Source organism: Roseomonas sp. TF40, assembly GCF_057219975.1.
The window spans coordinates 1-22969 of sequence record NZ_JBXVVR010000006.1 but is presented as its reverse complement, the minus strand read 5'-3'; the positions used below and the strand labels follow the sequence as shown (position 1 = coordinate 22969).

14 protein-coding genes, 1 tRNA gene and 1 pseudogene are annotated in these 22969 nt (G+C 71.0%); 10 read left to right on the top strand and 6 right to left on the bottom strand.

Annotated features, from left to right (window positions below; translation table 11 throughout):
* Window position 1: 1 nt before the first annotated feature.
* The 3 genes from AC2D9U_RS16945 to AC2D9U_RS16935 are packed head-to-tail and all read right to left on the bottom strand — an operon-like array spanning window position 2 to window position 4554.
* Window positions 2-1057 (bottom strand): class I SAM-dependent methyltransferase, encoded by a 1056-nt coding sequence (locus tag AC2D9U_RS16945; RefSeq protein ID WP_484751233.1) that lies wholly within the window; start codon window positions 1055-1057, stop codon window positions 2-4.
* A complete protein-coding gene (bcp, locus tag AC2D9U_RS16940) occupies window positions 1057-1530 on the bottom strand; it encodes a thioredoxin-dependent thiol peroxidase (RefSeq protein WP_484751231.1) in 474 nt (157 codons plus the stop codon). Before bcp ends, AC2D9U_RS16945 begins: the two co-directional genes overlap by 1 nt.
* Before the next feature lie 18 nt (window positions 1531-1548).
* On the bottom strand, window positions 1549-4554 hold the full coding sequence (locus AC2D9U_RS16935) for a bifunctional [glutamine synthetase] adenylyltransferase/[glutamine synthetase]-adenylyl-L-tyrosine phosphorylase (protein WP_484751229.1): 3006 nt from the start codon (window positions 4552-4554) through the stop codon (window positions 1549-1551).
* A gap of 17 nt (window positions 4555-4571) precedes the next feature.
* On the opposite strand from AC2D9U_RS16935, the gene AC2D9U_RS16930 reads away from it, so the two are divergent.
* On the top strand, window positions 4572-7706 hold the full coding sequence (locus AC2D9U_RS16930) for a DUF3971 domain-containing protein (protein WP_484751227.1): 3135 nt from the start codon (window positions 4572-4574) through the stop codon (window positions 7704-7706).
* Between the two features lie 6 nt (window positions 7707-7712).
* On the opposite strand, the gene tyrS is transcribed toward AC2D9U_RS16930, so the two are convergent.
* Window positions 7713-8945, bottom strand: coding sequence for a tyrosine--tRNA ligase (gene tyrS / locus AC2D9U_RS16925; protein WP_484751225.1), 1233 nt, complete (start codon window positions 8943-8945; stop codon window positions 7713-7715).
* Window positions 8946-9000: 55 nt separating this feature from the next.
* On the opposite strand from tyrS, the gene AC2D9U_RS16920 reads away from it, so the two are divergent.
* Window positions 9001-10134, top strand: a complete 1134-nt coding sequence (locus AC2D9U_RS16920) for an anhydro-N-acetylmuramic acid kinase (RefSeq protein ID WP_484751685.1) — start codon at window positions 9001-9003, stop codon at window positions 10132-10134.
* Window positions 10135-10288: 154 nt separating this feature from the next.
* Here the strand turns inward: AC2D9U_RS16920 and AC2D9U_RS16915 are convergent, their stop codons facing one another.
* Window positions 10289-10957 carry an alpha/beta hydrolase gene (locus tag AC2D9U_RS16915; RefSeq protein WP_484751223.1) on the bottom strand — a complete coding sequence of 223 codons (669 nt, stop codon included), beginning with the start codon at window positions 10955-10957 and terminating at the stop codon, window positions 10289-10291.
* A gap of 495 nt (window positions 10958-11452) precedes the next feature.
* Between AC2D9U_RS16915 and AC2D9U_RS16910 the strand changes: the two genes are divergently transcribed.
* From AC2D9U_RS16910 to AC2D9U_RS16875, 8 genes are all read left to right on the top strand, one after another.
* Complete coding sequence (locus AC2D9U_RS16910) at window positions 11453-11944, top strand: Rrf2 family transcriptional regulator (RefSeq protein ID WP_484751221.1); 492 nt, start codon at window positions 11453-11455, stop codon at window positions 11942-11944.
* Window positions 11945-11949: 5 nt separating this feature from the next.
* Window positions 11950-13035 carry a cysteine desulfurase family protein gene (locus AC2D9U_RS16905; RefSeq protein ID WP_484751219.1) on the top strand — a complete coding sequence of 362 codons (1086 nt, stop codon included), beginning with the start codon at window positions 11950-11952 and terminating at the stop codon, window positions 13033-13035.
* A 20-nt stretch (window positions 13036-13055) separates the two neighbouring features.
* The gene (locus AC2D9U_RS16900; protein ID WP_484751217.1) at window positions 13056-14267 is read left to right on the top strand and encodes a cysteine desulfurase family protein; all 1212 of its coding nucleotides are present in this window, start codon (window positions 13056-13058) and stop codon (window positions 14265-14267) included.
* Between the two features lie 8 nt (window positions 14268-14275).
* A complete protein-coding gene (locus AC2D9U_RS16895) occupies window positions 14276-14605 on the top strand; it encodes a ferredoxin family 2Fe-2S iron-sulfur cluster binding protein (RefSeq protein ID WP_484751216.1) in 330 nt (109 codons plus the stop codon).
* Window positions 14602-15282, top strand: a complete 681-nt coding sequence (locus AC2D9U_RS16890; protein ID WP_484751214.1) for a TenA family protein — start codon at window positions 14602-14604, stop codon at window positions 15280-15282. Before AC2D9U_RS16895 ends, AC2D9U_RS16890 begins: the two co-directional genes overlap by 4 nt.
* Complete coding sequence (mnmA, locus tag AC2D9U_RS16885; RefSeq protein ID WP_484751213.1) at window positions 15279-16373, top strand: tRNA 2-thiouridine(34) synthase MnmA; 1095 nt, start codon at window positions 15279-15281, stop codon at window positions 16371-16373. Before AC2D9U_RS16890 ends, mnmA begins: the two co-directional genes overlap by 4 nt.
* A 14-nt stretch (window positions 16374-16387) precedes the next feature.
* Window positions 16388-16464: transfer RNA gene (locus tag AC2D9U_RS16880), tRNA-Met, on the top strand.
* A gap of 139 nt (window positions 16465-16603) precedes the next feature.
* Window positions 16604-22381: a hypothetical protein gene (locus tag AC2D9U_RS16875; protein WP_484751211.1), complete on the top strand. Its 5778-nt coding sequence runs from the start codon at window positions 16604-16606 to the stop codon at window positions 22379-22381.
* Between the two features lie 150 nt (window positions 22382-22531).
* On the opposite strand, the pseudogene AC2D9U_RS16870 reads toward AC2D9U_RS16875, so the two are convergent.
* Window positions 22532-22810, bottom strand: a pseudogene (locus AC2D9U_RS16870) (transposase); the annotation flags it as partial.
* Window positions 22811-22969: the final 159 nt, after the last annotated feature.

Below are 22969 nucleotides of genomic sequence, written 5' to 3'. Positions count from 1 at the left end.
CTCACGCGCGCTTTCGGATGACGAGGCCGAAGGAGGTCAGCACATGCACGCCGTGCCGCCATTTCGGGCGCGGCTTGCTGCCGGGGGCGGAGAAGATCTCCTCATCCTCGGGCGAAAGGCCGGGGTGGAAGTTCAGCGTCTCGACGCCGTGCCCTTCGGCGCGCAGCTGCTGCGCCAGGGTTTCGATGTCCCGGCGGCGAAACGCCACAAGCTCGGCGTTGTTCACCGTGTTCTGGTTGCTCGCGATGTTCAGCACCAGCGTGTGCACCGCGAGCCCGCCCGGCTTGAGGCAGGCGAGCGTGCCCTTCAGCGCGGCGATCCCCCGCTCGCGCGGGCTCAGCTTCTCGATGAAGGCGGTGGACCAGACCGCGTCGAACATCCCCTCCAGCGCCGGGGGCAGGGCCTCGAGATCCAGCATCTCCCAGCGGACCAGCCGCTCGAAATCGTCGAGGTTCACGATCTCCGGGTGGAAGAGCTGGCTGGAGCGCAACATGCGCCGGCGGTCGAAATTGGCCTCCGGTTCGAAGCGGTCGGCCACCATCACCTCGACCCCGCGGGAGGCGAAGAGCGCGGGCAGGCGCTGGCGCTCCACATTGAGGCCGAGGATCCGCCGCCCCGGCCCGATCAGCCCCGCCGTCGCCAGCACCGAGACGACCCAGACCATCTCCCATTGCCGGCGGGACTCATCGGCCTTGAGGCGCATCTCGCGCACGATCTCGGCATAGACCGGCTCGCGGAACTGCGCCTGGGTGGGCATCTGGCTGACCGGGTTGTCGAGGTCCGGCGGGGTGAAGGCGAAGGGAATCGCCGGGTCCGCCGGCGGCCGCATCAGGAACAGCGGCATGCGGTAATGCGGCCGGCCGAAGCTCAGCCGGTCGAAGAAGTCCTGGAACTCCCACGTGTTGGCGAAAGCCAGGCGCAGATGCTCGAGCTCGGCGAAATGCTTGTGGGCTTGGACCTCCTCGGCGCTGAAGGGGTCACGCCCGATCAGCAGCCGGAAGGCCCAGGTGATCGCTTCCTCGGTGACGGGGGGCGGTGTCTCCCCGGCTGCGGCCATCAGAGCGAAGCCGCCGCCGCCAGCACCTCGGCCGCATGCGCCTCGGGCTTCACCTTGCGCCAGATCTTCACGATCCGCCCATCGGCGCCGACCAGGAAGCTGCTGCGCTCCATGCCCATGTAGGTCTTGCCGTACATCGACTTCTCGACCCAGGTCCCATAGGCCTCGGCCACCTTGTGGTCCTCATCCGAGGCCAGCGGGAAGGTGAGGTTGTACTTGGCGGCGAACTTCTCGATCGGCTTCATCGGGTCGGGCGAGACGCCGATGACGGTGAGCTTGAGCTTGCCGAGCTGGGGCAGGGCCTCCTGGATGCCGCAGGCCTGCTTGGTGCAGCCGGGCGTATCCGCCTTGGGGTAGAAATACAGCAGGAAGGGCTTTCCCTTCAGGCCGTCGAGGCTGACCGTGTGGCCGCCGGAGGCCGGCATGGTGAAGGCGGGGGCCGGCGAGCCGGGCTCGAGGGGGGCACTGGACATGGGGCGGGCGATCTCCGGCTAGAGCTGGTCGAGCGGACCGACCCGGGCGATGAAGCTGGCACGCACCCGGGCGGCGGCCGCGTTCATCTGAGCGCGCAGCGCCGCCTGGTCAACCGCGGGGCCGGGCAGCAGCGGCGCCACCGCCGCCAGCATCGCGCCCGCCACCTGCGGCGGCAGGGCCTCTTCCTGCCAGCGGCCCACGGTCAGGCGCAGATGCGCGAGGATGCCGCGCCACAGCCGCTCGGCGCTGATCAGCGCGGCCGCTTCCTCCGCCCCCAGCAGCCGGGCCTTGGCCAGGGCGGCCAGGGCGTGCCGGGTGGTGGGCGTCAGCAGGCCGGGCAGGCGATGCGCATGGGCCACCTGCAGCGCCTGGGCGATGAATTCCACCTCCACCAGCCCGCCCGGCATCAGCTTCACGTCCCAGGGACCCTCGGCGGGCAGGTCGCGCAGCATGCGCTGGCGCATCGCCGCCGCATCGGACAACACCTTGGCGGCGTTGGCGGGGCGGGTCTGCGCGGCGCGGATCGCGGCCTCCGTCGCGCGCTTCAGCCCGGCCGAAGTGCCGGCGACGAAGCGCGCGCGCATCATCGCCATGCGTTCCCAGGTCCAGGCCTCTTCCGCGTGATAGCGCGCGAAGGCGCCGAGCGAGACCGCGACCGGGCCCTTCGAGCCCGAGGGGCGCAGACGCATGTCCACGTCGTAGAGCCGCCTCTCGGCGCCCGGCGCGGTCAGCGCGCCGACCATCTGGTTGGCGAGGCGGGCGAAATACTGGCTGGCGGGCAGGGGCTTGGGCCCGCCCTTGCTTTCCGTGGCGCCCGGCGCGTGGTCGTAGATCAGGATCAGGTCGAGATCCGAGGCCGGCAGCATGTCCCGCGCGCCGAGCTTGCCGAGCGCGATCAACCCCATCGCGCCCCCCGCGACCTTGCCGTGGCGCTCGGCGAAGTCCTGCGCAAGGCGCGGCAGCAGCGCGGCGATGGCGGCGTCCGCCAGGTCGCTGCGCGCCAGCCCGGCGGTATCCGCATCGATGGTGCCATCGAGCGCGGCGGCGTCGATCTCGAATTTGCGCTCCACCACCAGCCGGCGCGTGGCCTCCAGCGCTTCCTCGAAGAAGCGGGCCTCCTTCGCCAGGGCGAGCATCGGCGCGGGCAGGGACGCCATGCGCTCCGTCGCCGGGGCCGCCGTGCCGCCGGCGAGCAGCCCATCGAGTGCTGCGGCGTTGCGCGCGAAATGGTCGGCCAGCTGCGGCGCGGCGGAGAGCACGAAGGCGAGCCGATCGATCAGCGCCGGGTTGCGCGCCAGCGTGCTCAGCGCCTGCACGCCGGCCTGCATCCGCCCCAGCGCCGCATCGAAGCGCAGCAGCGCGGCATCGGGCTGCTGCTGCCGGCCGAAGGCGGCAAGCAGGGCGGGCATGAGCTGGGTGAGCAATTCGCGGGCGCGTTCGCTGCGCGTGGCGCGCGTGCGGCCATGGTGCCAGCCGCGCACGGTATGGGCGATGGCGGAGGGGTTGGCGAAGCCCAGCCGGCGCAGGGTCTCGAGCGTGCCGGGGTCGTCCTCCACCCCGGTGAAGACCAGATTGCCCGCCACCTCCTGCCCGGCGGAGAGATCGGGCGCGGCCTCGAACAGCCCGGCATAGCGCCGCTCGACCCGGGTGAAGGTGGCGATCAGCGCGGCGGTGAAATCCTCCACCCCCCCATGGCCGAGGAAGGAGCCGATGCGCGCCAGCTCCTCCGCCGTCTCGGGCAGGCGGTGGGTCTGGCGATCCGCCACCATCTGCAGGCGGTGCTCCACCTGCCGCAGGAAGACGTAGGAATCCGCGAGGTCGGCGGCGGCGCGGCGCTCGATCTTGCCGGCGGCGGCCAGGGCGGCGAGCGCGCCCAGCGTGGTCGGGTCGCGCAGCCCGGGGTCGCGCCCGCCCCAGATCAGCTGCAGCACCTGGGTGGTGAACTCGATCTCGCGGATGCCGCCCCGGCCCAGCTTCACGTCATGGCCGAGCACCTGCACCTGGGCATTGGCGCCCTTGTGGCCCTTATGCGCGTGGATCTGGCGCTTGATCGAGTGGATATCGGCCACGGCGGCGAAATCGAGGTGCCGACGCCAGATGAAGGGGCGGATCTCGCGCAGGAAATTCTCGCCCAAGGCCCGGTCACCGGCCACCGGGCGCGCCTTGATCATCGCCGCGCGTTCCCAGTTCTGGCCCATGCTTTCGTAATAGACGATCGCCGCCGGCAGGCTCACCGCCAGCGGCGTTGCCCCCGGATCCGGGCGCAGGCGCAGATCCGTGCGGAAGACGTAGCCATCCTCGGTGCGTTCCTCCAACAGCCGCACCAGCTCGCGCGCCAGCCTGACATATATGGCGCCGGCCCGGTCGGCGTCGTAAGCTGCCGCCTCGGGGTCGTAGAGCACCATGAGGTCGATATCGGACGAGTAGTTGAGTTCACGCCCGCCGAGCTTGCCCATCCCGAGGATGACAAGGCCCGAACCCTTGCCGGTTGCCCTCGGGTCGCGCTTCGCCGCCCCCCCGGCCAGTTTCAGGTCGCCCCGTGCCTCCGCTTCGCGCAGCAGATGCGCGCTGGCATAGTCGGTGCAGGCATCCGCGAGGTCGGAGAGCGCGCCCGTGACACGATCGAGCGGCCAGACGCCGGCGAGGTCCGCCACCGCCGCGATCAGCGCCGCCTGCCGCTTGGCCTGGCGCAGCAGCGCCGCCACGCCCGCGCGCGTCGCCGTGGGGTCCGCCCGGCTGAGCGGATCGAGCGCCAGGGCGAAGGCCGCGTCGGGCCCGCGCTCCGCCAGGCGGAGCAGCGTGGCGCTTTCCCGCAGCGCCAGGTCCGAGAGATAGGGGCTGTGCCCGCCCAGCGCGCCGAGCAGCGCCTCCCCCACCGGGCTGGCCGCGAAGGCGCGTTCGGCCGCGCCGCGCTCGGCGAAGCGGCCCGCAAGGCGCTGCACCGCCTCGGCATCGAAGGGCCGGGGCAGGCGGGAGGGATCGCGGAGGGGCACGGCGGGCGCCGGCGCGCGGGGCTTCGGCATGACGCGGCAGGGAAGCGGTGAGGCAGGCCCTCGGTCAAGTGGGGCGGGAGCTGCACCGCTGGGCGCAGGCGCTGATGGCGCTGCTGCTGCTGGGGCTTCTCGGCCTTGGCGCCCTGGCCTGGAAGCTTGCCGAGGCGCCGATCGAGCTGGAATTCCTCGCCCGCGCGATCGAGCGGCAGGCCAATACCGAAGCGGCGCCGGGGCGGCTCTCCATCGGCCGCGCCAGCCTCGCCTGGCAGGGCTGGCGGGAGGGGCACCTCACCCCGGTCGAGATCCGCCTCTCCGCCGTCACGCTGCACGGCGAGGCGGGGGCGATGCAGGCCGAACTGCCCGACGCCGCGATCTCGCTTTCGCTGCCCTGGCTTCTGCGCGGCGAATTCGCCCCGCGCCTGCTGGAACTCCAACGCCCCCTGCTCAGCCTCGACCGCGATGGCGAGGGGCGCGTGGCCGTGCAGATCGAGACCGCAACGCCCGCCCCGCCGGGCCTGACGCCGCTGCAGGACCTGCTGGACGAGCTGATGCGCGCGCCCAACGACGACACGCCGCTGGGCGCGCTCGCCCGGCTGCGCATCCAGGATGGGCAGCTCCGGGTGCAGGACGCGGCGCTGGGCATGACCTGGGTTCTGGCCGAGGTGACGCTGGAGTTGCGGCGCCTGCCGGCCGGAGGGGTGGCGGTGCAGGGGCGGGGCCAGTTGCGCCTCGGCGACCAGCGCCTGCCCGTCGCCATCGCCGGCCAGATGGCCGGCGCGCCGGCGGAGACGCGGCTGCGCCTGTCGCTGGCCGAACTGCAGCCTGCCGCGCTGGCGGCCGTCGTGCCGGCACTGGCCCCGCTCTCCGCCCTGGATGCGCCGAGCCGGCTCGATCTCGACCTGCGGCTGGATGCGGCCGGCGTGGCCGTGGCGGCGGAGGCCACGCTTGCCTTCGGCGCGGGGCAGCTCGGCCTGGGCGCGGGGCGCATGCTGCCGATGGCCGGGGGCGAGGTGGTGGCCACCTTCACCCCGACGACCCTGCGCGTGGGCCGCTTCGCCCTTCGTCTTGCCGGGCCCGAGGCGCCGCGCCTGACCGGCACAGCCGAAGCGGAGCGTGGCGAGGCCGGCTGGCAGGGCAGCCTTGACCTCGCACTCGACAGGCTGCCCCTCGCCGACCTCGCGCGGCATTGGCCGGAGGGGCTGGTGGAGGGCGCGCGGGCCTGGATCACCGGGAATGTCACGGCTGGAATCGCACGCAACGGCCAGTGGCGCCTGCGCCTGGAGGCGGGGCCGGATTTCTCGGGCGCGCGCGTCACCGACCTCACCGGCACGCTGGAGGTGGAGGCGGCGGAGGTCCATTGGCTGCGCCCCATCCCGCCGGCCGAAGGGGCGCGGGGCACGGTCAGCTTCTCCCTGCCCGAGATCACGCTGCAGATCGGCGGCGGCCGCCAGGGCGGCGTACAGGTGCGCGAGGGCACGGCGCGCTTCCTGCTGCGCGAGACGCCCGAGGCGCTCGACCTTGCCCTGACGCTGCAGGGCGGCGTGCCGGAAGTGCTGGCGGTGGTGCAGCACCCGCGCCTGCGGCTGTTCGAGCGCCGGCCCCTGCCGCTCACCAACCCGCAGGGGCAGGTGGAGGGGCAGCTCAGCATCGGCCTGCCGCTGCTGGCCGACCTGCCGGTGGAACAGCTGCGGATCCGTGCCCAGGCCCGGCTGCGTGAGGTCCGGTTGGCCGATGTGGTGATGGGCCGCCCGCTCAGCCGCGGGCAGTTCGACCTCAGCGTGGACAATGACGGGCTGCGCGCCACCGGCACCGCGACGCTGGCCGAGATATCGGGCCGGGTGGGCGTGGAGATGGACTTCCGCGCCGGCCCGCCGGGCCAGGTGGTGATGCGCGAGAGCCTCTCGGCCCGCACCGATGCGCGCACCCTGGCCGCGCTTGGCCTGGCGAGCGAGGAGGTGCTGCGCGGCGCCCTCGGGCTTGAGATACGCAGCGAGCGGCGGCGCAGCGGCGTGGGCCGGGTGAACATCCGCGCCGATCTGCGTGAGGGCGCCATGACGCTGGCGCCGGTCGGCTGGCACAAGCCGGCCGGGCAGAATGCCGGCGCCGAGCTGGTGCTGCGCCTGAACCGCGACCGGCTGGAGGCGCTGGAGAGCTTCCGCGTCGAGGCGCCGAGCCTGCTGCTGCGCGGCAATGCCGCCTTCGCCCCCGGCGCGCGGCTGACGCGCGTGACGGTGAATGAGGGCGCCATCGATGCCAGCCGCTTCGCCGGCGAAGCCCGCCCCCCGGCACGGCCAGGCGAGCCCTGGGGCATCGCGCTGCGCGGCGCGGTGCTCGACCTGCGCCGCACCCTGTCGGAAGAAGCGGCGCCGGCGCAGGCGGCCGAGGACGATCCTGGGCCGCCCCTGGCGCTGGAGGCACGGTTCGATCGCGTGCTGCTCGGCCCGCAGCGGGAGATCTCCGCGGTGGCGGCGGATCTGCGGCTGGACGCGCAAGGGGTCGCGCGGTCCGGGCGCATCACCGGCCGGGCCGGCCCGCGCGGGCCCTTCGAGGCCGTGATCGCGCCCGCCGGGGCCGGGCGCAGCCTGCGGGTGAGCGCCGAGGATGCCGGCGCGCTGCTCGGCCAGTTCGACGTGCTGCGCAACCTCGAGGGCGGGCGGCTGAGCGTGGCGGCCACCTTCGCCCATAACCGGCCCGGCGCGCCGCTCACCGGCCAGGCGGAGCTGAGCGATTTCGCGGTGCGCGGCGCGCCGGCCTTCGCCAAGCTGTTGCAGGCGATGACGCTCTACGGGCTGGTGGATGCGCTCTCGGGGCCGGGCCTGTCCTTCAACCAGCTCATCGCGCCCTTCACCCTGACGCCCGATGTGCTGACACTGGCGGAAGCGCGCGCCTTCTCGCCCTCCTTGGGCCTGACGGCGAAGGGCACGCTGAACCGGCGCACCCGGCGCATGGCGATCGAGGGCACGATCGTGCCGGCCTATTTCTTCAATTCGCTGCTCGGCAATCTGCCGCTGATCGGGCGGATCTTCTCGCCCGAGGCCGGCGGCGGCCTGTTCGCCGCCACCTTCCGCCTGAACGGGCCGGCCGATGACCCGCAGGTGAGCGTGAACCCGCTGGCCGCGCTCACGCCCGGCTTCCTGCGCGGCATCTTCGGCCTGGGGCAGGGCGCGGCGGCCCCGCCCTGAGGCCCATCAGGCGGGGCGGACCAGCAGATGCCGCTTGCGCCCGAGCGAGAGCTTCGCCGCGCCGTCGCGCAGGTCGGCCGCCGTCACCGTCGCGGCCTCGTCGGCCACGGCCACGTCGTTGAGCCGTACCCCGTTCTGCTTGATGAGGCGGCGCGCTTCGCCCTTGCTGGCGACGAACTTCGCCTCGGCCAGCAGGTCGACGATGCCGGCGGGCAGGGTGGCCGCGATGCTCGGCAGGGTCGCCGCCGCCTCGCCCTGTTCGAAGGCGCGGCGGGCCGTCTCGGCCGAAGCCTCAGCGGCCGCACGGCCATGCAGCAGGGCGCAGGCCTCGGTGGCGAGGATCTTCTTGGCCTCGTTGATCTCGGCCCCCTGCAAGGCCGCGAGGCGCCTCACCTCTTCCATCGGCAATTCGGTGAACAGGCCGAGGAAGCGGCCCACATCGGCGTCCTCGGTGTTGCGCCAGAACTGCCAGTAGTCATAGGGGCTGACGCGCTCGGCATTCAGCCAGACCGCGCCCGATGCGGTCTTGCCCATCTTGGCCCCCGAGGCGGTGGTGATCAGCGGCGTGGTCAGCCCGAAGGCCTCCTTCCCATCCACCCGGCGCACGAGGTCCGTGCCCATGATGATGTTGCCCCATTGGTCGGAGCCGCCCATCTGCAACGCCACGCCCGCGCGCCGGTTCAATTCGAGGAAGTCGTAGGCCTGCAGCAGCATGTAGTTGAATTCGAGGAAGCTGAGATTCTGCTCGCGATCCAGGCGCAGCTTCACGCTGTCCATGGTCAGCATGCGGTTCACGCTGAAATGCCGGCCGATGTCGCGCAGGAAGGGCACGTAGTGCAGCGCGTCCAGCCATTCCGCGTTGTCGAGCATGATGGCGTCGGAGGGGCCCGTGCCGAAGGTCAGGAAGCTGTCGAAGACGCGGCGGATGCCGGCCTTGTTCACCTCGATCTGCGCATCGGTCAGCAGCGGGCGGGCTTCGTCGCGGAAGGAGGGGTCGCCCACCTTGGTGGTGCCGCCGCCCATCAGCACCACGGGGCGGTGGCCGGTGCGCTGCAGCAGGCGCAGCAGCATGATCTGCACCAGCGAGCCGACATGCAGGCTGTCCGCCGTTGCATCGAAGCCGATATAGCCGGAGAGCGGGCCGGCGCGCAGCCGCGCGGCGAAGGCGTCGGGCTCGGTCACCTGGTGGATGAAGCCGCGCGCGCGGGCCTCGTTCAGAAAGTCGCGTGTCTGGGTCATGCTCGGGGATCAGGGTCTTCCGGTGGGCGCGGTTGCGTAGCACGCTGGGCAAATGCTGCGAACCATCGGCCTGATGAGTGGAACCTCGCTGGACGGCGTCGATGCCGCCTGGGTGGAGACGGATGGCGAGCGCATCCTGCGCTACGGCCCGAGCCTGACCCTGCCCTATGAGCCCGCGCTGCGGCGGGATCTGCGCATCCTGCTGGACCGCGCGCCGAGCCTGGCGGAGGACGATCCCTTCCTGGCCGATTGCGTGGCGCGCCTGACCACGCGGCATATCGAGGCGGTGCGGGCGATCGGTTGGCAGGCCGACCTGGTGGGCTTCCACGGCCAGACCATCCTGCACCGCCCGGCGCGGCCGCCGGCGCAGGATCTGTTCCATGCGGCGGCGGGCGGCGTGGCGCGCGCCAATAGCGGCTTCACCTGGCAGGTGGGCGATGCGGCGCGTCTGGCGCGCGAGACGGGGCTCTCCGTCGCCTATGATTTCCGCAGCGCCGATGTCGCGGCAGGCGGGCAGGGGGCGCCGCTGGTGCCGGTGGTGCATGCCGCGATGGCGCGCGACCTGCCCAAGCCGCTCGCCGTGCTGAATCTGGGTGGGGTGGGCAATGTCACCTGGATCGGGGCGGATGGCAGCCTGCTCGCCTTCGATACCGGGCCGGCGAATGGCCCGCTGGATGATTGGGCGCGCAATGCCACGGGCGAGCCCTATGACCGCGACGGCAAGCTCGCCCTGGCGGGGCAAGCGGATGGCGGGGTGCTGGCGCGGCTGCTGGGCGAGCCCTGGCTGGCGGCGCCGCCGCCGAAATCGCTTGACCGGCTGGATTTCGACCGGGCGCTGCGGGAGGCCGGGGCGGCGCGGCTCAACCCGGCCGCTGGCGCGGCGACGCTGGTGGCCTTCTGTGCGGTCTGCGTGGCCGCGGCGGCGCGGCACTTTCCCGAGCCGCCCGTGCAATGGCTGGTCGGCGGCGGCGGGCGGCGCAACCCGGCGCTGATGCGCGCCCTGTCAGCCGCGCTCAGCGAGCCGGTGCGGCCGGTCGAGGTGGTGGGCTGGAACGGGGATGCGCTGGAGGCGCAGGCCTTCGGCGTGCTGGCGGCCCGCGTCTGGGCAGGATTGCCGCTGACCTTCCCGGGCACGACGGGCGTGGCGGCGCCGCTGCGGGGCGGGCGGATGGTGGGGCCGCTGCTGTAGCAGCGCCGCCCACATGTCCCTGTCCGGCGCCCGAACGGGCGCCCGCGCGCAGAGAGGGTCTCCGACCCGCGCACCAGAGCGTCGGCGCGAAAGGCAAGGGCGCGGATGCGCCCGCCCGCCGTCTGAGGGCAAACAAAAACCTCGCGGCGGACGTTCAGTCCGCCGCGAGCGCCATGCGGCTGCGGTTGAGCACGCCCATGACGTGGTCCTCGGCCGCATCGGCCACGGCCTCGGCCTGGGGGGGCGTGAAGATGTGGCTGGCGCCGGGCATCACGCGGTAGTCGATAGCGATGCCCTTCTGGGTGTTCAGCTTGTCCACCAGCTTGCGCACGCTGTTCTCGGGCACGAGCTCGTCATCCGCGCCGTGCAGCATCAGGCCGTTGCAGGGGCAGGGGGCAAGGAAGCCGAAATCATAATGGCTGGCCGGGGCGCTGATGCTGACGAAGCCGCCCATCTCCGGCCGGCGCATCAGCAGCTGCATGCCGACATAGGCGCCGAAGGAATAGCCCGCGACCCAGAGCGAGGAGGCCGCCGGGTTGACCGCCTGGAGGAAATCGAGCGCCGCCGCGGCGTCCGAGATCTCGCCGATGCCGCCATCATAGCGGCCCTGGCTGCGGCCGACGCCGCGGAAATTGAAGCGCAGCGTGGAGAAGCCCATCGCCTGGAAGCGCTGGTAGAGCACATGCACCACGCGGTTGTTCATGGTGCCGCCATGCAGCGGATGCGGGTGCAGGATCAGCGCCACCGGCGCGTGCTGCTGCTTGGCATGGTGGTAGCGACCTTCGAGGCGGCCATCCGGCCCGGCGAACATGACTTCAGGCATCGCGGTCTCGATCCAGTCTCGGTTGCGGGCATGGCGCCTCGGGGCGAGCCCCGACGCAGGCACCACGCACCTTGGGCCAAGGCCCGCGCGCGGCAGCGCGGCCTCGACCCTGTTTGGGGAACCACGGGCGCCGGGCTCGGCGCGCCTTGGGACGCAGCAGTCTTTTCCGCCGCCCTGGCCCGCGTTGACGGGAAAGGACGGCAACAATAACCTTCCAGCGGTGGCAGGCGCTTGCCGCCCGCCGAAATCGGCTCATGTGTCAGATGGGTGCGGGGTGGTCCGCGCCCAAGGTCACTCCGGGGCGGGCTCCCGAGCCCCCTGAGCACTGGCTATATAGGGGATCGGGTGGCAGGTTTCATATCGGATTCATGGCATGGCCCGTATGTTCCTGCGTCTGAACTGGCATGGCGAGGTGATTCCTCCCCCCGGATGTGCTCAGACTACGCGCAGAGGCGGGTTCATGTTCCGTGAATGCACGCAGGGCGGGAGGGCGCCATGAGACTTTCCACCAGAGGGCGCTACGCCGTCATGGCGATGGTGGAGCTCGCCGCGCGCGAACGCTCCGATTCCGAGGGCGTCAGCCGCCTCCAGGTCAGCCTGGCCGAGATCGCGCAGGCGCAGATGCTCTCCCTGGCCTATCTCGAGCAGCTTTTCGGCCCGCTCCGCCGCGCCGGGCTGGTGGCCTCCACCCGCGGGCCGGGGGGCGGCTATCGCCTCGGCCGTTCGCCGCGCGAGATCTCGATCGCCGAGATCGTCGAGGCGGTGGACGAGCCCATCCAGGCCACGCGCTGCGAGGAGGGCGGGCCCGGCTGCCTCGCCGGGCAGCGCTGCCTGACGCATGACCTCTGGGCCGAGCTCGGGGACCAGATCCGGCTGTTCCTGGCGGCGATGACCCTGGCCGATGTGATCCAGGGCCGCGTGCTGGGCCGCGCCCAGGCGCCGCGCACCGCCGACCCCGGCTTCCGCACCGCCGAGGCCGCGCAGTAGCGGCCATGCCCCTCTACCTCGATGCCAACGCCACCGAGCCGCTGCGGCCGGAGGCCAGGGCGGCTGTGCTCGCGGCCATGGCATTGCCGGGCAACCCGAGTTCCGTCCACGCCGCCGGGCGCGCCGCGCGGCGCGTGCTGGAATCGGCGCGGGAGGTGCTGGCTGCGCGCTTCGGCGCCAACCCCCAGGATGTGGTGCTGACCTCGGGCGGGACGGAGGCGAATGCGCTGGCCATCGGCGCCCTCGGCCAGGGGCGCCGCCTGCTGCGCGGGGCCACGGAGCACCCGGCCGTGGTCGCGGCGACGCCGGGCGCCGCGGTGCTGCCGGTGCGCCGCGACGGCACGCTCGACCTCGAGGCCCTGGCGGCCGCGCTGGCGGCGGGCGGCCCGGCGCTGGTCTGCGTCATGGCGGCCAACAACGAGACCGGCGTGCTGCACCCGCTGGCGGAGATCGCCGCCCTGTGCCGCGCGCAGGGCGCGGCGCTGCATGTCGATGCCGTGCAGGCGGCAGGGCGGTTGGTGCTGTCGCTGCGCGAGCTCGGCGCGGACAGCCTGGCGATTTCGGGCCACAAGCTCGGCGGGCCGAAGGGGGCAGGGGCCTTGCTGCTCCGCGCCAGCCTCGCACCCGCGCCGCTGATCGCCGGCGGGGGGCAGGAGCGCGGCTGGCGCGGCGGCACCGAGCCGCTGCCCGCCATCGCCGGCATGGCCGCCGCCGCCGAGGCCGCGACGCCCGAGGCCGCGCAGCGCCTGGCGACGCTCCGCGATGCCATCGAGGCCGGGGCGCGGGGGGCGGTGATCGCCGGCGCCGGCGCGCCGCGCCTGCCCAATACCAGCCTGCTCATCCTGCCCGGGGTGAAGGCCGAGACGCAGGTCATCGCGCTCGACCTTGCGGGCGTGCAGGTCTCGGCGGGCGCGGCCTGTTCCTCGGGCCGGGTGGCGGCAAGCCCGGTGCTGACTGCGATGGGGCTTGGGGCCGATGCGGCCTGCGGCATCCGTGTCTCGCTGCCCTGGGACGCGGCCGAGGAGACGCCGGCGCGCTTCCTCGCCGCCTGGACAGCCATGCGCGACCGGCTCTCGCCTCTCGCGGCCTGAACCCCCACATTGGGGGCGCCATGAGCCTGCCGAACCGCCCCATCTACCTCGACAACCACGCCACCACGCCGGTCGATCCCCGCGTGCTGGCGGCGATGCGCCCTTGGTGGGAGGCGAATTTCGCCAATCCCGGCAGCGTCGAGCACCAGATGGGCCGCGCCGCCGAGGCCGCGGTGGAGGAAGCGCGCGCCCATGTCGCCGCGCTGATCGGCGCCGATTCCACCGAGGTCATCTTCACCTCCGGTGCCACCGAATCGAACAACCTCGCCATCAAGGGGGCCGCGCGCTTCGCCGCCGTCCAGGGGACCGAGCGCCGGCAGGTGGTCACGCTCGCCACCGAGCATAAATGCGTGCTCGAGAGTGTGCGCGACCTGGAGGCCGAGGGCTTCGCGCCGGTGATCCTGCCGGTGCGTGCCGATGGGCTGCTCGAGCTCGACCTGCTGGAGGCCACGCTCGCGGCCGCGCCCACGCTGCTCGTCTCCGTCATGGCGGTGAACAACGAGATCGGCGTGGTGCAGGACCTGGCTGCGATCGGGGCGATCGTGAAGCGCCACGGCGCGCTGTTCCACTCCGATGCGGCGCAGGCGGCGGGGCGCATCGGCCTCGACGTGCAGGCGATCCGCGCGGATCTGCTCTCCCTCTCGGGCCACAAGATCTACGGGCCCAAGGGCATCGGCGCGCTCTACATCCGCCGGCGGCCGCGGGTGCGCCTCGCGCCCCTCTTCTCGGGCGGGGGGCAGGAGCGCGGCCTGCGCGCCGGCACGCTGCCTGCGCCCCTGATCGTGGGCATCGGCGAGGCCGCGCGGATCGCCGCAACCGAGGGCGCGCTGGATGCCGCGCGCATCGCGGGCCAGCGCGCGCGCTTCCTGGCCAGCCTCTCGGCCGCCGTGCCGGGGCTGGTGCTGCATGCGGAGTCGCCGGCGCGGGTTTCGGGCAATCTCTCGCTCGGCTTTCCGGGGGGCGTCACCGCGCAGGCGATCATGGCGGGCGCGCCGGAGATCTGCGTCTCCACCGGCTCGGCCTGTTCCTCGGCCGAGATCGAGCCCAGCCACGTGCTCCGCGCGCTCGGCCTGCCGGATTCCCTGGCACGCGCCACCTTGCGCATCGGGATCGGCCGCTTTACCTCCCCCGCCGATGTGGACCTCGCCGCGGCCGCGCTCGCGCGGGCTTGGCGGGCCGCGCTTTCCTCGACAACAGATGCCTCGCCCCTGGCGGCAGGCGTGGCGGAGTAGGGTTTCCGATGCCGAAGATGACCTTCATCGAGCGTGACGGCACGCATAAGGAAGTGGACGCGCCGCTCGGCCTCTCGGTGCTGGAGATCGCGCACAAGCATGGCGTGGACATCGAAGGCGCGTGCGAGGGTTCGCTCGCCTGCTCGACCTGCCATGTGATCGTGGATAGCGACTGGTACGGCAGGCTCGCCACCGCGACCGAGGATGAGGAAGACATGCTCGACCTCGCCTTCGACCTGCAGGAGACCTCGCGGCTCGGCTGCCAGATCATCATGACCGACAAGCTGGACGGGCTGGTGGTGAAGCTGCCCTCCGGCACGCGCAACGCCGGCGGGTGAACGCCTACGGCGCCGAGGGCGGGCTGTATCGCCGGCTGCGCGCGGCCGGCGCGCCAGCCTGGCGCGCCTATACCTGGCACCCCTTCGTGCAGGGGCTGGCGGATGGCACGCTGCCGGCGGCCGCCTTCCGGCGCTATCTGGTGCAGGACTACCTGTTCCTGGTGCAGTTCGCCCGGGCCTTCGCGCTCGCCGCCTACAAGGCGGAGAGTTTTTCCGCCTTCCGCGCGAAGATCGAGGCGATCTCCGGCCTGCTGCATGAGACGACCATGCACCTCGCCTATTGCGCCGAATGGGGCCTGCCCGAGGCCGCCATCCTGGCCGAGCCCGAGGCGCCCGAGACGGTGGCCTATACGCGCTGGGTGCTCGATCGCGGCATCGCGGGGGATATCCTCGACCTCGAAGTGGCGCTTGCGCCCTGCACGGTCGGCTATGGCGAGATCGCGCTGCTGATCGAGGCCAGCCCGACGCGCAACCGCGCCAGCAACCCCTATGAGAGCTGGATCGCCATGTATGCCTCCGCCGAATACCAGGCGCTGGCGGCGGGGGCGGCCGCGCGGCTCGATGCGCTGGGCGAGAGCCATGGCGGGGGGGCGCGCCTGCCCGCGCTCGCCGCCGATTTCGCCAAGGCGGCGCAGCTCGAGGCGGATTTCTGGGCCATGGGGCTGCGTGCCGCATGAGGGTGCTGGTCGCCATGTCGGGGGGCGTCGATTCCTCCGTTGTCGCCGGGCTGCTCAAGGCCGAAGGGCATGAGGTGATCGGCGCCACGCTGCAGCTCTACGACCACGGCGCCGCCGTGCAGAAGAAGGGCGCCTGCTGCGCCGGGCAGGACATCCACGATGCTCGCCGCGTGGCCGATACGCTCGACATCCCGCATTATGTGCTGGATCGCGAGCAGCGTTTCCGCGACGCCGTGATCGCCGATTTCGCCGATACCTATGCGCGCGGCGAGACGCCGATCCCCTGCGTGCGCTGCAATCAGAGCGTGAAGTTCCAGGACCTGCTCGGCCTTGCCCGCGATCTCGGCTGCGAGGCCCTGGCCACCGGCCATTACGTGCGCCGTGTCGAGGGACCGGACGGGCCGGAGCTGCACCGCGCCGCCGATCCCGCGCGCGACCAGTCCTATTTCCTGTTTGCCACCACGCGCGACCAGCTCGCCTTCTGCCGCTTCCCGTTGGGGGACTACCCCGACAAGGCCGCGGTGCGCGCCGTGGCGGCACGCCTCGGCCTTGCGGTGGCGGACAAGCCCGACAGCCAGGACATCTGCTTCGTCCCCGCCGGGCGCTACGACCAGGTGGTGGCGAAGCTGCGCCCCGAGACGGCCGAGCCGGGGGAGATCGTGGACCTCGCTGGCCGCGTGCTGGGCCAGCACCAGGGCATCGGGCGCTACACGGTGGGGCAGGGCCGGGGCCTGGGCATTGGCGGCGCGGAGGAACGTCTCTACGTCGCCGCCCTCGATGCCCCGCGCCGACGCATCGTGGTCGGCCCGCGCGCGGCGCTGCCGCAGACGCACGTTGTGGCGGGCGAGGTGAACTGGCTGATCGATCCGCCCGAGGTCCCCTTCGCGGCGCAGGTGAAGCTGCGCGGGCGTGAGGCGCCGCGCGCGGCCACGCTGCGCTTCGACGCGGCTGCGGGCCTGCTGCATGTAGAGCTTGAGGAGCCCAACATCGCCGCCCCAGGCCAGGCTTGCGTGGTCTATCGGGGTGATCGCGTGCTGGGCGGTGGCTTCCTGCGCCGTGCAGGCGTTGACAGCGAAGGGGCCGCGGCCTAGTAGCGCGACCCCGGGGCGGCGTAGCTCAGCTGGTTAGAGCACGGCACTCATAATGCCGGGGTCAGCGGTTCAAGTCCGCTCGCCGCTACCATCCCCTCCTACCGCCAATGATCACGCATTCGTGAATCCGAGACCTGCGGCATTCTTGGTGCTGACGGTCAGCCCTTGACTGTCTGGATCGTTCCTCGTCGTGATATCGGTTGATTGGGGAGCATCGTCCGGGGGGTGTCATGGCGAATTTTTTCGGAACTGTTGGGAACGACACCTATGCCGGCACCGGCGGTGCGGACAACATCGACGGCGCGCCGAACGGAAGCCCCAATCTGGATACCGGTGCGGATACCCTCGCGGGCAATGGCGGCGATGACCTGATCTATGGCCGCGGCGGTGCCGATTCGCTTTCCGGCGGCGCGGGCTATGACCAAATTTTCGGCGGAAGCGGCCATGATGTGCTGCTCGACAGCGGCAATGGCGCCTATCTGCTGGGCGAGGACGGCAATGACACGATCAGCGCCGCGAATTCCGGCGCCTTCGTCAGCAATTACCTTTATGCCTTCGGCGGCGACGGTGCCGACAGTATCGTCGCGACCGGCAATGGGCTGGATGGATTCTACGGTGCCAACCTCTACGGCGACGCCGGCAACGACACGATCAGCGGTTCCGAGGCAGCAGATGCCCTGATTGGTGGCGTCGGTGACGACCGGCTGTCTGGCAATGGCGGAAATGATGCCATCCAGGGCGACGATGGCAGCGATACGCTGAATGGTGGCGCGGGCGACGACAATATAACTGGCGGGCTCGGCGCCGACCGGCTGAATGGCGACGCGGGTGACGATACCCTGTTCGGCGATGGTGCCGATTTCTTCGATGGCGGGGCGGGCACGGACACGGCCAGGCTCGACCTGAGCGGCGCGGCCCAGGCCGCGACTCTCTCGCTCGCGGTCCCGGCTGCCGTGTCGCTGCTGCCCGGTGGCGGGTCGCTGGTGAACATCGAAGCATTCGTCATCACTGGCACGGGTCTGGCGGACAGCATCGTCGGCGGCGGGGCCCATGACCAGATCATTGGTGGCGCTGGCGATGACACGCTCGATGGCGGTGGGAGCGATGATTACGTGTATGGCGGCAGCGGCAACGACCTGCTGCGCGATTCCGGCAATGGCGGCTCGCTTTACGGCGATGCCGGCGACGACACGATCAACGCGACCAATGCGGGTGCCCTGGTCAATTACGTCTATGCCTATGGTGGCGAGGGCGCCGACAGTATCGTCGCGACCGGCGCGGGCCTGACGGGTGGCTACGGCGCCAACCTCTATGGCGAGTCCGGCAACGACACGATCAGCGGCTCCGAGGCCGGCGACAATCTGTATGGCGGCAACAATGACGACAGCCTGTCGGGCAATGGTGGCGATGACGCGCTGGAGGGCGGGAACGGGAACGATACGCTTCGGGGCGGCGCGGGGGACGATACTCTCTATGGCCAGGCAGGCACTGACACGCTGAATGGCGACGCGGGTGACGATACCCTGTTCGGCGATGGTGCCGATTTCTTCGATGGCGGGGCGGGCACGGACACGGCCAGGCTCGACCTGAGCGGCGCGGCCCAGGCCGCGACTCTCTCGCTCGCGGTTCCGGCTGCCGTGTCGCTGCTGCCCGGTGGCGGGTCGCTGGTGAACATCGAAGCTTTCTACATCACCGGTACGGGTCTGGCGGACAGCATCGTCGGCGGCGGGGCCTATGACCAGATCTTTGGTGGCGCTGGCGATGACACGCTCGATGGCGGTGGGAGCGATGATTACGTGTCGGGCGGCAGCGGCAACGACCTGCTGCGCGATTCCGGCAATGGCGGCTCGCTTTTCGGGGATTCCGGCGACGACACGATCAACGCGACCAATGCAGGCGCCCTGGTCAATTACGTCTATGCCTATGGTGGCGAGGGCGCCGACAGTATCGTCGCGACCGGCGCGGGCCTGACGGGTGGCTCCGGCGCCAACCTCTATGGCGAGTCCGGCAACGACACGATCAGCGGTTCCGAGGCCGGCGACAATCTGTATGGCGGCAACAATGACGACAGCCTGTCGGGCAATGGCGGCGATGACTACATCCAGGGCGATGCGGGCAACGACACGCTGGATGGTGGCGCCGGCAATGACATCCTCTGGGGCGGCATCGGCGATGACCGCTATGTGGTGAATGCGCTCGGCGATGTGCTCGGCGGCGAGGATGGCGGGCGGGACACCGTCGCTTCCTCCGTTACCTGGACGCTCGCCACCGGCTTCGAGGCGCTGGAATTGCTGGGGGCTGGGGCGATCCAGGGCACCGGCAATGCAGTCGCCAATGCCATCACCGGCAATGGCGCCGCAAATCGGCTCAGCGGCCTTGCCGGCGCGGATACGCTCGATGGCGGCGCGGGGGCGGATACGCTGACCGGCGGCGGCGATGATGACCTCTTCCTGGTCGATGATGCGGCCGATGTTGTGGTCGAGGCTGCTGCCGGCGGGCGGGACACTGTGTACTCTACCGCTGCCAGCTTCACCCTGGGCGCAGGGCAGGAGGTTGAGGTCCTGGAGCTGCGCGGGGCGGGTAATGGTGCCCTGGCCGGCAATGAGTTCGCCCAGATCCTCATCGGCAATGGCGGCAACAATGCCCTCGACGGTGGTGCAGGGGCCGATACGCTCCAGGGCAATCAGGGCGACGACACACTCGATGGTGGGACGGGCAATGACAGCCTGTCCGGCGGCCTCGGCAATGACCGCTACGTCGTGGATTCGCTTGCCGATGTGTTGAGCGAATCCGGGGGCGACGGGCGGGATACGGTGGCCTCAAGCATCGATTGGACGCTTGCCGCCGGCTTCGAAGCCCTGCACCTGCTGGGCGCGGCGAATGAAGGCACCGGCAATGACGATGCCAACGAGATCATCGGCAATGCCAGCGCGAATCGGCTCAGCGGCCTGGCGGGCGCGGATACGCTGGATGGCGGCGCGGGTGCCGATACGCTGCTGGGCGGTGCGGATGACGACCTTCTGGTGGTGAATGACGCGGCCGATGCGGTGATCGAATCCGTGGGTGGAGGACGCGATACGGTGTCCTCCAGCGCCCTCAGCTTCGCTCTGGCTGCGGGGCAGGAGGTGGAGGTCCTCGAACTCCGCGGTGCCGGACACCAAGGGCTCAGGGGCAACGAGTTCGCGCAGACCCTGATCGGCAATGACGGGAACAACGCGTTCGATGGCGATGCCGGGAGCGATACCCTGCGGAGCGGCCTGGGCGCGGATACGCTGGATGGTGGGTCTGGCACCGATTTTCTCGTCGGCGGCGCGGGTGATGACTACTACATCGTCGATGACGCGGCGGATCTGGTGAGCGAAGACGCTGGCGGCGGTCGGGACACCGTGTCCTCCAGCGCCGCCAGTTTCATCCTGGCAGCCGGCCAGGAGGTGGAGGTGCTTGCCCTCCGGGGTACCGGGGACGACGCCTTGGCGGGCAACGAGTTCGATCAGACCATCTCCGGCAATGACGGGCGAAATGCGCTGGACGGCGGTGCCGGGAATGATGGCGTCCAGGGCCTCGGTGGTGCGGATACGCTCGATGGCGGTGCTGGCGCCGATACGCTCGACGGCGGCGCTGGTAATGACCTGCTGAAGGTCGATGACGCGGCCGATGTGGTGATCGAGGCCATGGCCGGCGGGCAGGACCGGGTGCAATCCACCGCCGCCAGTTTTGCCCTTGGCGTGGGGCAGGAGGTGGAGGTGCTCGAGGCCATTGGCGCGGGCAACCAGGCGCTGACCGGCAATGAATTCTTCCAGACCCTGCTCGGCAATGGTGGGGACAACGCGCTCGATGGCGGGGCCGGCGGCGATACGCTGCAGGGCTTCGGCGGTGCCGACACGCTGCAGGGCGGCACCGGCCACGACCTGCTGGAAGGCGGCGATGGCAACGACCTGCTGCAGGATTCCGGCAATGGCGCCTGGATCTACGGCGATGCCGGCGACGACACGATCATCGCCGCCAATACCGGCGCGCAGGTCTTCGACATCCTCCATGTGCGGGGCGGGGCAGGCGCGGACAGCATCGTTGCCACCGGCAATGGCCTGAACGACAGCATAGGCGGCAATTTCGAGGGCGACGAAGGCAACGACACGATCCTCGGCTCCGAGGCCGGTGACACGCTGCAGGGCGAGCAGGACGACGATCTCCTGCGCGGCCAGGGCGGCGAGGATGCTCTGGACGGCGGTGCCGGCAATGACGTGCTCGAGGGCGGCGCCGACAACGATGTCCTGCAGGGCGGCGACGGCGCGGACACGCTCGATGGCGGGACCGGCGCGGATCTGATGGTCGGCGGCGCCGGCAATGACCGCTACGTTGTCGATTCTCTCGACGACTTGCTCAATGAATCCGTGAGCGGCATCGACACCGTCGGCAGCTTCGTTACCTGGACGCTGGCCGATGGCCTTGAAGCGCTGGAACTGCTGGGCAATGCCGCGATCCATGGCACCGGCAATGCTGCCGACAACGCCCTGACCGGCAATGGCGCGGCCAACCGGCTCGACGGAATGAACGGGGCGGATACGCTCAACGGGGGCGATGGCGCGGATACGCTGGTGGGTGGCGCGGGCAACGATCTCTACATCGTCGATGCCGGCGATGTGCTTGTGGAGTCGCCCGGTGGCGGGGCGGATACGGTGCAATCGGCCGTTTCCTTCACCCTTGCGGCTGAGATCGAGGTATTGCGCCTGACCGCCTCGGCGCGCGGCACCGGCAATGGGGGGGCGAACACTCTCCTCGGCAGCGCGCTGGCCGATACGCTCCAGGGCCTTGCGGGCGCCGACACGCTGGAAGGTGATGCGAACGCGGACCTGCTGCAGGGCGGGAGTGAGAATGACCGCCTGCTGGGCGGCGAGGGCGCAGACACGCTCGATGGCGGCACCGGCGCGGACCGGCTGTTCGGCGGGTTCGGCAATGATGTCTACATCGTCGATGCCGTGGACGATGTGGTGAACGAAACCGGTGGCGATGGCCGCGACACGGTGCGCACCAGCGTCAGCTTCACCCTTGCCAATGGCTTCGAGGTTCTGGTGATGCTGGCGGGCGCCGTGAACGGCACGGGCAGCGAGGGTGGCAACACCATCGAGGGCAATGCTGCCGCCAACCTCCTTTCAGGCCTTGGCGGCGCGGATGTGCTGAATGGTGGCGAGGGCGCCGATACGCTGCTGGGCGGCGTTGGTGCCGATACCCTCGATGGCGGTACCGGTGCGGCGGACAGCCTGGTCGGCGGGGCGAATGACGACATCTACTTCATCCGCGATGCACTCGACGTGGTGGTGGAAGCCGTCGGCGAAGGCACGCGTGACGAGGTACGGGCCACCCTCTCCCAGACCCTGGCGGCGGAGGTCGAGATCCTGCGCCTGCTCGGCAGCGCCAACCTGACCGGCACGGGCAATGGGGGGGCGAACCTCCTGTTGGGCAATACCGGCGACAATCTCTTCATCGGTCTTGCCGGCAACGACACGCTGAACGGCGCGGGTGGCGCGGACACGCTGCAGGGCGGCGAGGGCAACGACGTGCTGAACGGCCAGACGGGCGCGGACCTGCTGGAAGGCGGTGCGGGCAATGACAAGCTCTCGGGCGGCGGTGGCGGCGACACGCTGATCGGCGGCACGGGTGCGGACCGCCTGACAGGTGCAGCGGGTGTTGCGGACAGCTTTCGCTGGGCGGATGTGGCGGAGGGCGTCGGCGACCAGGTGCTCGGCTTCGAGCATCTGGTGGATCGGCTGGTCTTCGCCGCCGCCGGCTTCGGCGAGCTCACCGCCGGGGCGTTGGGAGCGGCCCATTTCGATGCCAACACGACTGGCGTGGCGAGTTCGGCCGCCGGCACCGCGCAATTCGTCTATGAGACGGATACGGGGCGCCTGTGGTTCGATGCCGATGGCGGCGGTGGCGCGGCCGCGGTGATGATGATCCAGTTCGCCGGGCGGCCGGAGATCACGGCGGCGGATATCGAGATCATCGCCTGAGCCACCGCAGGGTCGGCAACTCCGGTACGGCGGGCGGGACGCGCAGGGCGAAGGCGATCGGCACGGTGTCGATCGTCCTGACAGTCGTGAAGGTCGCGCCGTCACTCCTGCTGCGCAACCCGGCGGGGCTGCGGGATTTCACAGATACCATCGTCGGGCAGGGCTCACGCCTTTACCGACGCGCCGTCCTTGCGAATGACCTTCTCGAGCGTCAGGTCCGACACCGCCTTCCGAAGCCACGCATTCTCCCGCTGGTCCGGGGCAGTGCTCCGGACCCTTCAGCCGCTTCACCTGGTCCAGCTTCAGACCGCCGAACTCCGTCCGCCAGCGGTAGTAGGTCGGTTCCGTCACCCCGATCGCCGGCACCGCTTCGGCCACCGTCTTCCCTTGGCCGATCAGCACCTCCGCCTGCCGGAGCTTCGCCACGATCTCCTCAGGCGTGTGCGCCTTCTTCGGACCCTCCCCAACCCCCTGCCGCTGCCGCCGGACTACATCACCGACGGAGCGCTTCTAGGTGTTTGATCCCAGGGTTTGATGGTGCAGTCTTTTCCCAGGCATGGAAGGACGCGCTATGGGCCAGGTTCTTCA